This window comes from Polaribacter sp. 2405UD43-2, assembly GCF_058147125.1.
In genome coordinates this window covers 1-13,248 of record NZ_JBYVJX010000013.1, presented here as the reverse complement: position 1 = coordinate 13,248, position 13,248 = coordinate 1, and the positions used below count along the sequence as shown (strand labels likewise).

Here is a 13,248-nt window from a genome sequence, read left to right as displayed (position 1 = left end):
GTTTTTAATAGAATAATGGTGTGCTATAGTTTAGGTGATAAACCAACCCAAACTGTATATTTAATAGCCAGTCATTATTTTTGTTTTCAAAGACTTCAGCTTGTAAACCTTCAACTTTATCAGAAAAGAAATATTGATAAGAAAACTGAGTAACGATGTCTAATTTAGGTGCTATTTTAAATCTGGCACCTAAGCCAACTTCAAGAGAGAATGCTTGTGTTGTTCCTATATCTAGAGCATTTTTTAAAGTATATTTTTCAGGTAAAACAGAAATGTCTTTTCGCCAATCTCCAAGATCAGAACTTAATCCATTGGTAAAAGATGAATATTTTATACCAAAATTAAAAAAGGGATTAAACCACAAATCTGTATAAGGATACACAAATTCTCCCAAAGGATGTAAAAAGTATTCTAGATTTACACCAAGACTTAACATCCTTAGAGAACCTTTCATAGCTTTGAGTTTTTTACCAGCCTTTGATTTTTTTTTAGCCCATTTTCCATGGTGTACTAACTCAGTATTACTTAAATATTGTAATTCTGTTTTAACCATTAAATGTTGGTGTAATACATTATGAGGATCCCAACGTAAAGTTCGGTTATAAAAACTTAGATAATGTGCAACAGAATATGATATTCCATTGTTATTCCAGTTACTCGCAAAGTTTCCTCTTTGTCCGTAATCGCTTTGTAAACTAGTTGAGCCAACAAAAGTACCAATATCATGGGTGTAATGTTGTGCCTGCAAATCTAGATAGAAAACAATTACAAAAAGAATTGTTATAGGGGTTTTCAAGATTAGGGGTCTTAAAGTATGTCCTTCAAATATATGGTAAAATTATTTTATCGACAAAATTTTATATCAATTTTTAATATTGAAAGTTTGATTGAGGTAATAATTTGCTCTTAATTTTAACTTTTCTGAGTAGTAAATTATTTTTTCTGGAAGTTCTTTTTTTAGGTAGTTACCAGTATCCCATTTATTGTTTTTGTTACTGTCTATAATAGCTCTTATAATGTATTCTTTAGGTTCAAGAAGGTTGTAAATTAAGGTTTCTGTTTTGGTAATAAACCTTCTTTCTATTAGTGCTTTATTTTTATTGTTTTCTAAAAGTTCAATAATCAGATTTTTTGCATCAGGATTGATAACATTGAGAGTAATTTTACCATAATCTTCTAATTCTTTAGTTCTTAAATTGTAGTTTAAGGTATCGTTTTTATGCTCAAAAATATCTGAAAGACTAGAAGGTAATATTTTAAGAGTATACTTTTGTTCAGGTTTTTTATCAAACAAAAAAGCAATTTTATTTTCTTTTTCTAATACAGTGGTTTTAAAATTTACTGGAATTGTATCCTTATTAAACAAAGAAATTTTACTAGTATCAATTTTAATAATAGGGTTGTTAGATTTTAAATAAAAAGTGTCTCTTAAATGAAAAGTTCCGTTAACAGAAGGCTTTAAAAGCAAACTGTCTATTTTTTTCTTTCGGAGTTTAACAGTAACAGTATCAGCAAAATTGGCAGTAGTAATTTCAAAATTTAAAGAATCTGCTTCTATAGGTGTGTGCCAATAATTCAGTGTGTCTTTACCCATTTCAAATTTTGAAATACTTTTAAAATCTTTAGTAACTTTAGATAGTAATTTTACTTTTAGGTCTTTTGCATCACCTTCATAACCAAAAATAATTTTACCTTTAGAAACTTCTTTGCCTCTTCTAAATTTATACTCTTGAGTTTGTTTAAATAATACAAGAGGTTTTTGTATAATACTATCTTTTGGTAAGGATATAGTGTCTGAATAAAAAGCAATTTTATCAGATTTTGGATTAAAAATATAATCGCTAGAACTTTCTTTTAAGGCAATCATTAAATACTTACCACCTTTTAAATTGGTAAAATTAAAGTTTGTTGTATCTAATGTGTTAGCCACATAATTAGGTTTCTTTTTAAAAATGATAGAATCTGTAAAAGAACTATCTATTTTATACAATAAAACGTTAACATTTTTGGGAGTTTCATTTAGATAAGCATCTTTAATACTTCCTTTTGTGGTTAAAGAATCTATGTAATTTCCTGTAGAAAAAACATATTTAAAACTTTCTAATTTATTTCCTTCGTTATTATCTTCAATTGCTCCACCAAAATTAAAAATATACGTTGTGTTTTTAGCTAAAGTGTCTAATATTTTAACATTTAAAAACTTACTTGCAGAACCTTGAGGAGAAATCACTAACGGATTTTTTAAAGGAGGAGAAACCACTAACTGTTTGTTTAAATCTTTTAATTTTATATACTCATTAAAATTCAGTTTTATTTCTTTTTTATCAAAATTTAATGATTCATAAGGTGGATTAGAAGTTACAAACAAAGGTGCGTCTTCATCTTTTGGACCACCTTCTGGATTGCCAGTTCTGGCACAGTTTGATAAAATTAAAACTGAAATACTAAAAAAAAGAAATCTAAAAAAAAGTTTCACAAAAAGTAAATTTTCTACAAATTAACAATATATTTTTGACATTAAAATCATAAATTTTACTCAGTATACGCCATTGTTAAAACACTAACTTTTACACCTGCTGCTTTTTGCAATTCTTTGGCGCAAGCCTCTAGTGTAGCTCCAGTTGTAATAACGTCATCAATTAATAAAACGTGTTTGCTATTTAAGATGGATGCATTTTTTAACTGAAATTTAGTATCAATATTGTTAAAACGCTCAAAACGAGCTTTAAAAGTTTGCGTTTTAGAAGTGGATGTTCTAATCAAAACATTCTCTATAAAAGGTTTTTTTAAGTGATAACTTAAACATTCTCCAAACTTTGTTACTTGATTATAACCTCTTTGTCTTAATTTTTTTGGATGTAAAGGTACAGGTATAATAGCCTCAATTTCTGAAAATTCATTATTCTCCTTTAAAATATCTCCCCACCAATTGCCAATAAAAACGCCAATTTTTTCATTTCCTTTATATTTAAGCTGATGCATTAACTTTTTAGTGATTCCTTCTTTTCTAAAGAGTAATAAAGCATTTGCTTTTTCAATCAAAACTTTTCCGTAAAAAGATCTTATAATTTTATTTTCAGAATAATTAGAAAAATGAGCTAAGGGCAAATCGTGTCTGCAAAATGTACACAATATGTTTTCGTTTTGTGTTAGTAGATTTTCGCAATTTGCACACAATTCTGGATAGAACAATTCAAAAAAATCTTTTAAAATTTTCATAGTTTCTTAGCATTTTACTTTAAATATACATAAAAATTTTCATATTTTACAATTGTGATAGTAGCCTAAAAACTAGAACTATTTTTTATTGAAAAATGTGCCTAAACGTGTATCTTTGCGCTCATTATGGCAAAACAAGAAGATCAGTTTAAAAAAGTTTTATCGCACGCAAAAGAATATGGTTATGTATTTCAATCATCAGAAATTTATGACGGATTAAGTGCAGTGTACGATTATGCTCAAAACGGAGTTGAGCTAAAGAAAAATATTAGAGATTATTGGTGGAAAGCAATGGTGCAAATGCACGAAAACATTGTGGGTATAGATGCTGCAATTTTAATGCATCCAACAACTTGGAAAGCTTCAGGTCACGTAGATGCTTTTAACGATCCATTAATTGATAATAAAGATTCTAAAAAAAGATATAGAGCAGATGTTTTAGTTGAAGATTTTAGAGAGAAAATAAATCAGAAAATAGATAAGGATATTACCAAAGCAAAAAAACGATTTGGCGATGCTTTTAATGAAGAAGAATTTAGAGCTACAAATCAAAATGTAATTCGTCGTCAAAAACAAATTGATGAAATTACTGCTGAACTAACAAGAGTTCAAGAAGATAGTGATTTAGTTGGATTTAAACAATTAATAGAAGATTTAGGAATTGGTTGCCCAGTTTCTGGTTCTAAAAATTGGACAGAAGTAAAGCAATTCAATTTAATGTTTGGAACACAAATAGGCGCATCAGCAGAAAATGCTACACAAGTTTATTTACGTCCAGAAACTGCTCAAGGTATTTTTGTAAACTTTTTAAATGTTCAAAAAACTGGGCGAATGAAAATTCCGTTTGGAATTGCACAAACTGGTAAAGCATTTAGAAACGAGATTGTTGCAAGACAATTTATTTTTAGAATGCGTGAGTTTGAACAAATGGAAATGCAATTTTTTGTAAAACCAGGAACGCAAAAAGAATGGTATGAACAATGGAAACAAACCCGTTTAAAATGGCATTTAAGTTTAGGAATGGGTGCAGAAAATTATCGTTTTCACGATCACGATAAATTAGCACATTATGCAGATGCAGCTGCAGATATTGAGTTTAATTTTCCTTTCGGATTTAAAGAATTAGAAGGAATTCATTCTCGTACAGATTTCGATTTAAAAGCCCATGAAGAATATTCTGGTAAGAAATTACAATATTTCGATCACGAAGAAAACAAAAGTTATGTGCCTTATGTTGTAGAAACTTCTATTGGTTTAGACAGAATGTTTTTGGCAGTGTTTTCTAATTCTTTACAAGAAGAAGCATTAGAAAACGGAACCATAAGAACCGTTTTAAAATTACCTGCAGTTTTAGCACCATTTAAAGCAGCAGTTTTACCTTTGGTTAAAAAAGATGGTTTGCCAGCAATTGCTAGAAAAATTATGGACGATTTAAAATGGGATTTCAATGTTTTTTATGATGAAAAAGATGCAGTTGGTAAACGTTACAGACGTCAAGATGCAGCAGGTACTCCATTTTGTATTACAGTAGATCATAACACTTTAGAAGATAATTGTGTAACTATGAGACATAGAGATACAATGGAACAAAAACGTGTTGCAATTTCAGATCTAAAAGATATTATAAAAGCAGAAGTTGATGTAAAGACTTGGCTTCAAAAAATGTAATTTTTTTTAATTTTAAGTATAAAACCCCATCTTTTTGATGGGGTTTTCTCTTGAGTACAAGTACCTGTTTTTATAAAATGGTAGAATTACTCTTAATTTAGAACTGTTTTTTAAAGAGATTTATCATCAATAAAAGGTGATATCTGAAAAACCTAAAAATAGAGTAAGAAAAATTTAAAACAGATTAAAATGTTAGGATTAGCAAACACAGAAAACAATATTAAACTTGGTGGTGGTGCTCAATTTTGGGTTTATTTATCACCTCAAAATAACACAGCAAACGTTGTAAAAGGATGGTCAGTAAAATTTACACAAGGTAATTGGAGTGATTCTATTACTTCAGAAAACCCAACAAAACAAATTAAAACTCCAGGACTTTCTGGTACTTTTAATATAGAAGTAACAGAACTAAATTATTCTACAAATCCGCCAACAAGAATTAACATTCCAGCTCAAGCTGGAAGTAAAAATGTAATTGGATGTAACTCTAATTGTTCTTCATTTGTAGGTATTGTTGCAGATGAAAAACCATTATTGGGTGGTGCAAATGCAAAATTTTGGACAACTTGGGATGCACTTTGCTCACGTTCTTAAATTTGTTAAAATCAAAAAATCCTCATCAATTTTGATGAGGATTTTTTGATTTTTTATGAGTTTTTTTAAAACCTCCAACCAACATTTAAACCTAATCTAGGAACAATAGTAGGTGAGTCTGTGCCAAATAGATTTCTTCCAAGACCTCCATATAAATCTATAACTAAACCACCAGATGAAATGTATTTTGTACCAACAGCAACGCCTAAAGCACCATCAGTATATTTTATATCATAAATACCTGGTTTTGTGTCGGGGTCAGATTCTTTTTTTCCAGAGTTTATACCTACAAAACCTTCACCGAAAAAGTTCCATTGTTCGTTTGTGGTAAAATAATGACGGTAATAAGGTGTAATCATTGTGTTTTCATTATACCTAAAACTAACATCTTGTTTTGCTAAATTAAATTGAGCAGAAATACCAATAGAAGAATCTTCAGAAAGATAATTTTCATAAGAAAACTCTAAATTTCGTATAATTAAAGCATCTGCAATATCTAGTTTTATTTCTTGCTGTGCGTAGTTTAAAGAGCTAATTAAAAGCCCAAAAGCGAATAGTAATTTTTTCATTTATTTTATTTTAATACTAATTTTATTCTTGTAAAAGATTATGCAAACATACTAATTTTACAGTTTATTTTAGAATCTATATCCTAATGAAACTCCAATTCTACCAAAAGCAGAATTGTAATCACTTTTAATTAAATTTCTTCCAAGTCCTAAATAAAAGTAATGCTGTAATTCTTTTCATCTTTAAATATTTAGGTTGTTTATACAAACGTATCAAAAAACGAACCAAAAAACTAAAAAACAGCTCTTAATTGTACACTTCCTGTATGAATTATTTTCGCATTTTCGCTTTTTCTGCCCAAGTAGTTTAAATTTAGGTGTAAGTAAGAATTTAACTTTTGATGAAACAAAACATTCCAAGTATAGTTTTTTCCTGCTTGTAAACCTTCTAACATTTGATAAGCCACTGGGGTGTTAGTGTTTCCTGTAAAATTATTTAAAAATACATTTACATTGGCAGTTATTTGGTTCTTTTTATTACTGATGTAAAAATACTCTAAACCAAATTTTTGTTGTTGTAGTTTTTCGAAATTTTGTAACTTATTTTCTTTATTTTTAAAATGATAAAAAGCCGTAAATCGATTGTTATTATTATATAAAAAACTAATTTTTGGCTGAATTTCGTTAGCAGAAATAGTGTAGTTTCTACTGTTAAAATTCTCAGTTTCTAAGTTGTTTTTAGATGTTTTTCCCATCAACTCAAATAACCAAAAGATTTTAAATTTATGAGCAAAATCTACTTGATGTAATTTAGTGTTATTTTCTTGACTGCCAATAAAATATTGTTGCTTATTTCTGTTTTTACCATACGTGTAAGCCACACTATAATTTTGAAGATTTCTATTAAAATACAACGTATTTCTTAAATTAAAACTGAGTCCAATTAATTTTTTTTCATCAAAATTAAAAGGATTAAAATTAAAGGTATTTCCAATTCTTTCTTGCTCATTTTCAACACTCAAAAAACTTTGGTTGTAAAGTTTAGAAAGTAGTTTTTGGTTTGCTTTTTTTGAAAATAAAAATTTTGGATTTAACGTTACAGATTGCGTAAATTTTGCTCTTTGTGTAGCAATAAAACGTAGGTTAGGTTTTGGCAAACGCAAATATTCTGCTTGGTCTTGAAACGCTGCAATTTCAAATTCATCAAAATCTTGAATACCGTCTTTATTGTAATCAATCCAAGTATAATACCCTAAACCAGGTTCTGTTTTTACATAAATGTATTCTTGCCTAGCAATATTACCAGAAGAGGTTTCATAAACTGTTGCTAAGTTCATAAAATTTTTAAATAATTTTTGATTAAAAATAACTTTAGAGTTTAATGATTTTTCATCTTCAGTAAATTTATTTTCTGTAAGTCTGTAATTGGCAAAAACACTTAAGTTTGTGTTCCTGTTTTTAATTAATTTACTGTTTAAATAAAGTGTTTTTCTATTATTTATTTCTGTAAAAGAGTTCGATTTTATACTGTCGTTATTTCTGTAATTAAAACCGAATTTTGCAAATACTTTGGTTGAATCTCCAACACCAAAAAAGGTTTCATATTCTTTAAATCGATGACTTGTATTGATGTATTTTTTTGTGTTAATATTTTGCCTGCTATTGGTTTCGAAATTGATAAAACCACCCAACCATTTTTTATTTAAATCTTGTTCAATTTTAGCTTTTGCTTTAAAAAAGGAGTTGTCTTCTAAAGCAGATGTGTTTTCTAAAAAACTACTATTTACATAGAAAGTAGTTTTATATATATTCATTTTAGACTGAAACTCGTGTTTGTTTCCGTGAAACGAATTCGAGTAATTTAGGTGATTGAATCTGTATAAAACAAAATTGTTTTTTTTATTTTGAAGTGCTATTTCTGACTGAAAATAATTTTTAGTAGCATTGTTGGTTAGTAAATTCCAATCTCTGTTAAACTCAACAGGTTCCCAACCTAATTCTGTATTAAAATTTTTCTGCACAAACTCGTGCGAAATTTTACTTTTTAACTGCCATTTTTTATCAATTAAAATTTGTTGCCAATCTAGTTTTACAGCTGGCGAAACATTGTTTTCGTCATCTTTAGTAGAAAACAAATTGGCATCGTTATTACTAACAGCCACTTCTAAATTTATTTTTGTTCTTTTTTTAGAATCGTAATTTGTTTTTAAAACAAAAGTTTGAAATTTATTAGGAGCCGTTAATTTTATAATAGGTTTGTAACTTCCTTTATTTGCGCCCACATACACAAAAATATTTCCTACAGCAGTACCTTTATCTAGGTTGTAATCGCCTTTATTTTGCCCAACATTGGTAAAAGTTACAAAGTACAACTCATCTTTTGGATTTTTAGAATATTCAAAAGTTTCTACAGCTCCTTTTAGTACTTTTTTATAAAGAATTTTATTTTCATCAAATTGATCTAAAAACGCACTTTGGGCAACCATTAAATCGGTATTGTTACCTGCATTTGCTAATATTTGTTTTTGATTTTCTGTTAAACTTTGTTGCAAAGGTTGATTTTTAGCATCGTTTTCACTGTAAAAATATCCGCTAAAATTCCATTTATCACTTTTATATTCTACTTCTTCATAAGTTAAAAAACGAGTGTAATTTTTATCTGCATATTGAAACTCAACAGCAATTCTCATATCATTTGTAATAGGAAAAATTGTGTTAAACCTAATTTCTGCCAAGTTATAATCAATTACATAATCTTTGTCTGCTCCACGTTTTATTTGAACACCATTAATATACACTTGTTCACTACCTTCAATAATTAAAATGGCAGGCTCGTTATTTACGCCATATATTTTATACGGACCTTGATTTCCTTCTCTACCAGTAACTCTATAGCTGTTAAACTTACCTCTAACAACTGCGCCAGAAGCGGCAACTTTTAAATTTTTATTGATGTTGGCTGCTACTCGTAAACCAGCCACTTGTTTACTAATTGGCATAAAATAACTTTCTTGATTTTGAAGCGAAATATCTCCTGCTCTTACACGCCAATTATCTGTAAACATTTCAATAAAAACGCGATCAAAATCGGTTAAGTTTTGAGAATATCCATTTTGTTGAATAGGAATATTTGTATCAAAAATATTAGCTCTTAACGTAACATTTTTAGAAAGTTTGCCAGATATTTCTAAATCTAAAGCAGAATTTGTAACTGCGTTTTGATTGTTTCCTGTTGTGATTCCTCTAGAAATAAAACCTTTGGTTTGTAAACCATCAAATAATTTAATTTCTGATGCTTTTTTGTTGGTAGTTAAACTGTAAAGTTTACCAGTGTTTGTTTCGTTTGGAAGTATGAGTTTTTCATTAAAAGGCGTATAAATTTTGGTTATAAAATGGGGGAGTTTAAAATACTCAACCGTAATTTCTGAATATTTTTTTGAATTGATAATTAAGATTGCATTGCTAAAATCAATGGTATATTTTGATGATGGAATTGGTTTTAAAAAACGATCTAAAACTTTAAATTTCTGAGAATTGATTGCAACTGAATCTAATTGAATAGTATCTTTTTTAACGAAGATTTTTTTTACTTTAAAATCTTTAGATATTATTTGAGATTGGATAGAAAATCCAATACATAAAAGGAAGAAAAAAAGATATTTTTTATACATCTAGAAACTATAGGTAGCTAACGTAAAATTAAAAAAGAGATTGTTGTTTTACAGGATTTTCGTGTGCTAACAGCCATTTTTTACGCCAAATTCCGCCAGCATAACCCGTTAAAGAACCATTAGAACCAATAACTCTATGGCAAGGAATAATTATCCAAATTGGGTTTTTACCATTTGCTGATGCTACTGCTCTTATGGCTTTAACATTTCCTAAAGCTTTGCTTTGTTCTAAATAGGTTCTGGTTTTATTAAATGGAATGTTTAATAATTCTTGCCAAACTTTTTTCTGAAAATCAGTTCCTTTTGGATTTAATTTTACATCGAATTTGGTTCTTTTACCTGCAAAATATTCATCTAATTGTGTAACACAATCTTGTAAACAAATTGGAGTTTCTTGATTAAGAATTTCATCAGCAATAGTATCTTCATCTAAAACAGTAATAGATTGAATTCCGTTTTTATCACCCAGAATTTTTGTTGTGCCAATTGGGGTTTTGTGGTATGTTAATCCTATTTTTTGCATTAAAAACCAAAAGTCTCTTTAGAATTCTGAGTTGTAATTTCTGCAATTTCTTTAAAAGAAACTTCATAAATAGTTGCTAATTTATCAACAACATTGGTAATGTATGCACTTTCATTTCTTTTGCCTCTATATGGAGTTGGAGCCAAATAGGGTGCGTCAGTTTCTAATACAATATGTTTTATATCAATTTTATTTAAAAATTTATCAATCTTACCATTTTTAAAAGTGGCAACACCACCAATTCCTAGTTTCATATTGTAAGAAATTGCTTTTTCTGCTTGCTCTTTGGTTCCTGTAAAACAATGAAAAATTCCGAATAAATCATTATTTTTTTCGGTTTCTAAAACTTCAAAAATTTCATCAAAAGCATCTCTACAATGAATTACTATTGGCAATTTTTTTTCTTTTGCCCATTGAATTTGAGTTCTAAAAGCTTCTTGTTGTTGTTTTAAAAAACTTTTATCCCAATACAAATCAATCCCAATTTCGCCAATGGCATAAAAATTACGGTCATCAATCCATTTTTTTACGAGTGCTAATTCTTCTAAATAATTTTCTTTTACAGAGGTAGGATGCAATCCCATCATTAGAAACACATTATCTGGATAATTTTTTTCAAGCTGCATCATTCTATTTGTATATGTAGAGTCGATTGCAGGAATAAAAAAACGCGAAACTCCAGCATCTTTAGCACGTTGTATCATTGCTGCTTGGTCTTCATCAAACTGACTAGAATATAAATGTGTATGCGTATCTGTAATCATTATTTAAGTTGATTTTCATCAACAAAATTAAGAATATATAGTTTGCTTAAAGCAAAAAAATATTAATTTATGTAAACTATACAGAAAAGAGTACAAACTATACATAAATAGGAGATTAAATGATGTAAAATGTTGACTTTTATGTTAGATACATATAAAAAAGATTCCCCAAAAAATATAATCAATAACTATACAACGTATATTTAAGAAAGGAAAAGATATAGTTGTTTGTTATGTAAAAAGGATTAGTTTTATTAACTTTTTTTGATTTTTTGTTCGAGGTCGTCTAAAAAATTTTTTTTTAAACGACCTCATTACTTTAAGTAAAGTGATATTGTACAACATTTTATAAAACGTACCTTTGCAAAAAATTAGTAGAATGACTTTTAAAGATTTAGACCTTTCTAATCAATTAAATTATGCTATTGAAGATTTGGGTTTCGAAAATCCAACTCCAATTCAAGAACAAGCATTTTCTGTGGTTAGGTCTGGTAAAGATGTTGTGGGAATTGCGCAAACAGGAACAGGAAAAACCTTTGCATATATGATGCCAATTTTGCGCGATTTAAAGTTTTCTAAACAACAGCATCCAAGGGTTTTGGTTTTAGTTCCAACTCGCGAGTTAGTGATACAAGTGGTAGATGAGATTGAAAAACTATCAAAATATATTAATACCAGAGTTTTAGGAGTTTATGGTGGCACCAACATCAACACTCAAAAACAAGCTATTTTACAAGGACAAGATATCATTGTGGCAACTCCTGGGCGTTTGTACGATTTGGCTTTGAGCAATACTTTAAAGCTAAAATCGATTCAGAAACTGGTAATTGATGAAGTTGATGTAATGTTAGATTTAGGATTCCGTTTTCAATTGATGAATATTTTTGATGTAATTCCTGAAAGAAGACAAAACATTTTGTTTTCTGCAACTATGACCCAAGATGTGAATGCTTTGATTTACGATTATTTTAAAAATCCAAAGAAAATATCGATTGCAGTTAGTGGAACCCCTTTAGATAATATAGAGCAAGTTTCTTACAATGTTCCTAATTTTTTTACCAAAGTAAATTTGTTAAATCATTTGTTGGTTGATCAACAAACGTTTCATAAAGTACTAATTTTTGTTGCTTTTAAAAGAAGTGCAGATTTGTTATTTAAACATTTAGAAGAAGTATTTGGTAGCGATACTTGTGTGATTCATTCTAACAAAACACAGAATTATAGAATTCGTTCTATTAAACAGTTTGATGAAGGAAATAATCGAATTTTAGTAGCTACAGATGTAATGGCTCGTGGTTTAGATTTTGATGAAGTTTCTCACGTTATCAATTTTGATACTCCAGATTTTCCTGAAAATTATATGCATAGAATTGGTAGAACTGGGCGTGCAGAAAAAGCAGGAAAAACTATTTTGTTTTCAACAGAAAAAGAACAAGTTGCTAAAGAAAATATTGAAACTTTAATGGATTATCAAATTCCTGTTTTAAAATTTCCTGAGGAAGTAGAAATTTCTAAATTATTAACAGAAGATGAACGCCCTAAAGAAGATAGTGAGCAATCTAAAAACAGAACAAAATTAGAATATGTGCCTGGTCCTGCTTTTCACGAAAAAAGCGAAAAAAACAGCAAAGTAAATTTGGGTGGTTCTTATAGAAGAGAAATTGCGAAGAAATATAAGAAGCCTAAAACAAGAGGAGATAAAAATTACAACCGTAGAAATAAGAAGAAATAATGCAGGTTTTAACAGAACAAGAATTGCATAATTTGGCAATGAATATAGTAGGAGAAAAGCTTGTTAAAATGGGTTATGAGTTTCAGGCAATAAATAGTCAGTTAAAAAGATATCCTCAGTTTGTGTTGTTTAAAAAAGGAGAACCTACCATTTTTGTATTGGTAAAAGCTACTAGTAATTTACAAAGCCCCAATGAATTTGACACCATTTGGATGGAAACTTTTAAAAACCACGCTAAAAAACAAAATGCTAAAGTTTGGTTTGCTGGTGTTGGTTTAGCCAATGCAGAAAGTGTAGAAAACCCAGTTTTTAAAGATCAACCTTATTATGTTGCTTTTGATGATTTTGTAAAAATCTTGGAGTAGGTTCGTTTAATGTGGGTCTGAATATATTTCGTTTTTAAATACTGAAACTGGTTTAGTACAAGTGACTTATATTTAACATTATAACGAAGTTGGCTTATTTCTTTGTGAAAATAAAGTTTCAAAAGTTTTTGACTAGTCCTAAATAACCGTTACAGTTTTTATTAGGATTAAAGTTATAAAAATCTCTCAACAAACAGCTGTTT

The 13,248-nt window shown here is 28.7% G+C and carries 11 protein-coding genes; 4 read left to right on the top strand and 7 right to left on the bottom strand.

The features are described from left to right. Positions 1 to 4 precede the first annotated feature (4 nt). The 3 genes from ACY2RX_RS13415 to ACY2RX_RS13405 form a co-directional block, all read right to left on the bottom strand. Positions 5 to 796 carry a THC0290_0291 family protein gene (locus ACY2RX_RS13415; RefSeq protein ID WP_490104492.1) on the bottom strand — a complete coding sequence of 264 codons (792 nt, stop codon included), beginning with the start codon at positions 794 to 796 and terminating at the stop codon, positions 5 to 7. Between the two features lie 66 nt (positions 797 to 862). Continuing rightward, entirely contained in the window at positions 863 to 2,476 is a 1,614-nt protein-coding gene (locus ACY2RX_RS13410) for an Ig-like domain-containing domain (RefSeq protein ID WP_490104491.1), read from the bottom strand. Between the two features lie 56 nt (positions 2,477 to 2,532). Next, positions 2,533 to 3,219, bottom strand: a complete 687-nt coding sequence (locus ACY2RX_RS13405) for a ComF family protein (protein ID WP_490104490.1) — start codon at positions 3,217 to 3,219, stop codon at positions 2,533 to 2,535. Between the two features lie 126 nt (positions 3,220 to 3,345). Between ACY2RX_RS13405 and ACY2RX_RS13400 the strand changes: the two genes are divergently transcribed. Together ACY2RX_RS13400 and ACY2RX_RS13395 are read left to right on the top strand one after the other, a co-directional pair. Beyond that, positions 3,346 to 4,887 carry a glycine--tRNA ligase gene (locus ACY2RX_RS13400; RefSeq protein WP_490104489.1) on the top strand — a complete coding sequence of 514 codons (1,542 nt, stop codon included), beginning with the start codon at positions 3,346 to 3,348 and terminating at the stop codon, positions 4,885 to 4,887. 189 nt (positions 4,888 to 5,076) lie between these two features. Beyond that, positions 5,077 to 5,481 (top strand): hypothetical protein, encoded by a 405-nt coding sequence (locus ACY2RX_RS13395; RefSeq protein WP_490104488.1) that lies wholly within the window; start codon positions 5,077 to 5,079, stop codon positions 5,479 to 5,481. A gap of 65 nt (positions 5,482 to 5,546) precedes the next feature. On the opposite strand, the gene ACY2RX_RS13390 is transcribed toward ACY2RX_RS13395, so the two are convergent. From ACY2RX_RS13390 to ACY2RX_RS13375, 4 genes are all read right to left on the bottom strand, one after another. Continuing rightward, positions 5,547 to 6,050, bottom strand: a complete 504-nt coding sequence (locus ACY2RX_RS13390) for a hypothetical protein (RefSeq protein WP_490104487.1) — start codon at positions 6,048 to 6,050, stop codon at positions 5,547 to 5,549. Between the two features lie 233 nt (positions 6,051 to 6,283). Further along, complete coding sequence (locus ACY2RX_RS13385; RefSeq protein WP_490104486.1) at positions 6,284 to 9,661, bottom strand: DUF8818 domain-containing protein; 3,378 nt, start codon at positions 9,659 to 9,661, stop codon at positions 6,284 to 6,286. A gap of 28 nt (positions 9,662 to 9,689) precedes the next feature. Then, a complete protein-coding gene (locus ACY2RX_RS13380; protein WP_490104485.1) occupies positions 9,690 to 10,184 on the bottom strand; it encodes a methylated-DNA--[protein]-cysteine S-methyltransferase in 495 nt (164 codons plus the stop codon). Beyond that, a complete protein-coding gene (locus ACY2RX_RS13375) occupies positions 10,184 to 10,948 on the bottom strand; it encodes a TatD family hydrolase (protein ID WP_490104484.1) in 765 nt (254 codons plus the stop codon). The genes ACY2RX_RS13380 and ACY2RX_RS13375 overlap by 1 nt, the downstream gene beginning before the upstream one ends. 379 nt (positions 10,949 to 11,327) lie before the next feature. Between ACY2RX_RS13375 and ACY2RX_RS13370 the strand changes: the two genes are divergently transcribed. Then, positions 11,328 to 12,680, top strand: a complete 1,353-nt coding sequence (locus ACY2RX_RS13370; RefSeq protein ID WP_490104483.1) for a DEAD/DEAH box helicase — start codon at positions 11,328 to 11,330, stop codon at positions 12,678 to 12,680. After that, positions 12,680 to 13,045 carry a DUF8840 domain-containing protein gene (locus tag ACY2RX_RS13365; protein WP_490104482.1) on the top strand — a complete coding sequence of 122 codons (366 nt, stop codon included), beginning with the start codon at positions 12,680 to 12,682 and terminating at the stop codon, positions 13,043 to 13,045. Before ACY2RX_RS13370 ends, ACY2RX_RS13365 begins: the two co-directional genes overlap by 1 nt. The last annotated feature ends 203 nt before the right edge of the window (positions 13,046 to 13,248 follow it).

What these genes read in the sequence shown, in the direction of transcription:
- ACY2RX_RS13395 (WP_490104488.1), top strand. Translation starts at nt 5,077, where the DNA reads ATGTTAGGATTAGCAAACACAGAAAACAATATTAAACTTGGTGGTGGT.
- ACY2RX_RS13380 (WP_490104485.1), bottom strand. Translation starts at nt 10,184, where the DNA reads ATGCAAAAAATAGGATTAACATACCACAAAACCCCAATTGGCACAACA.
- ACY2RX_RS13375 (WP_490104484.1), bottom strand. Translation starts at nt 10,948, where the DNA reads ATGATTACAGATACGCATACACATTTATATTCTAGTCAGTTTGATGAA.
- ACY2RX_RS13400 (WP_490104489.1), top strand. Translation starts at nt 3,346, where the DNA reads ATGGCAAAACAAGAAGATCAGTTTAAAAAAGTTTTATCGCACGCAAAA.
- ACY2RX_RS13385 (WP_490104486.1), bottom strand. Translation starts at nt 9,661, where the DNA reads ATGTATAAAAAATATCTTTTTTTCTTCCTTTTATGTATTGGATTTTCT.
- ACY2RX_RS13390 (WP_490104487.1), bottom strand. Translation starts at nt 6,050, where the DNA reads ATGAAAAAATTACTATTCGCTTTTGGGCTTTTAATTAGCTCTTTAAAC.
- ACY2RX_RS13405 (WP_490104490.1), bottom strand. Translation starts at nt 3,219, where the DNA reads ATGAAAATTTTAAAAGATTTTTTTGAATTGTTCTATCCAGAATTGTGT.
- ACY2RX_RS13370 (WP_490104483.1), top strand. Translation starts at nt 11,328, where the DNA reads ATGACTTTTAAAGATTTAGACCTTTCTAATCAATTAAATTATGCTATT.
- ACY2RX_RS13365 (WP_490104482.1), top strand. Translation starts at nt 12,680, where the DNA reads ATGCAGGTTTTAACAGAACAAGAATTGCATAATTTGGCAATGAATATA.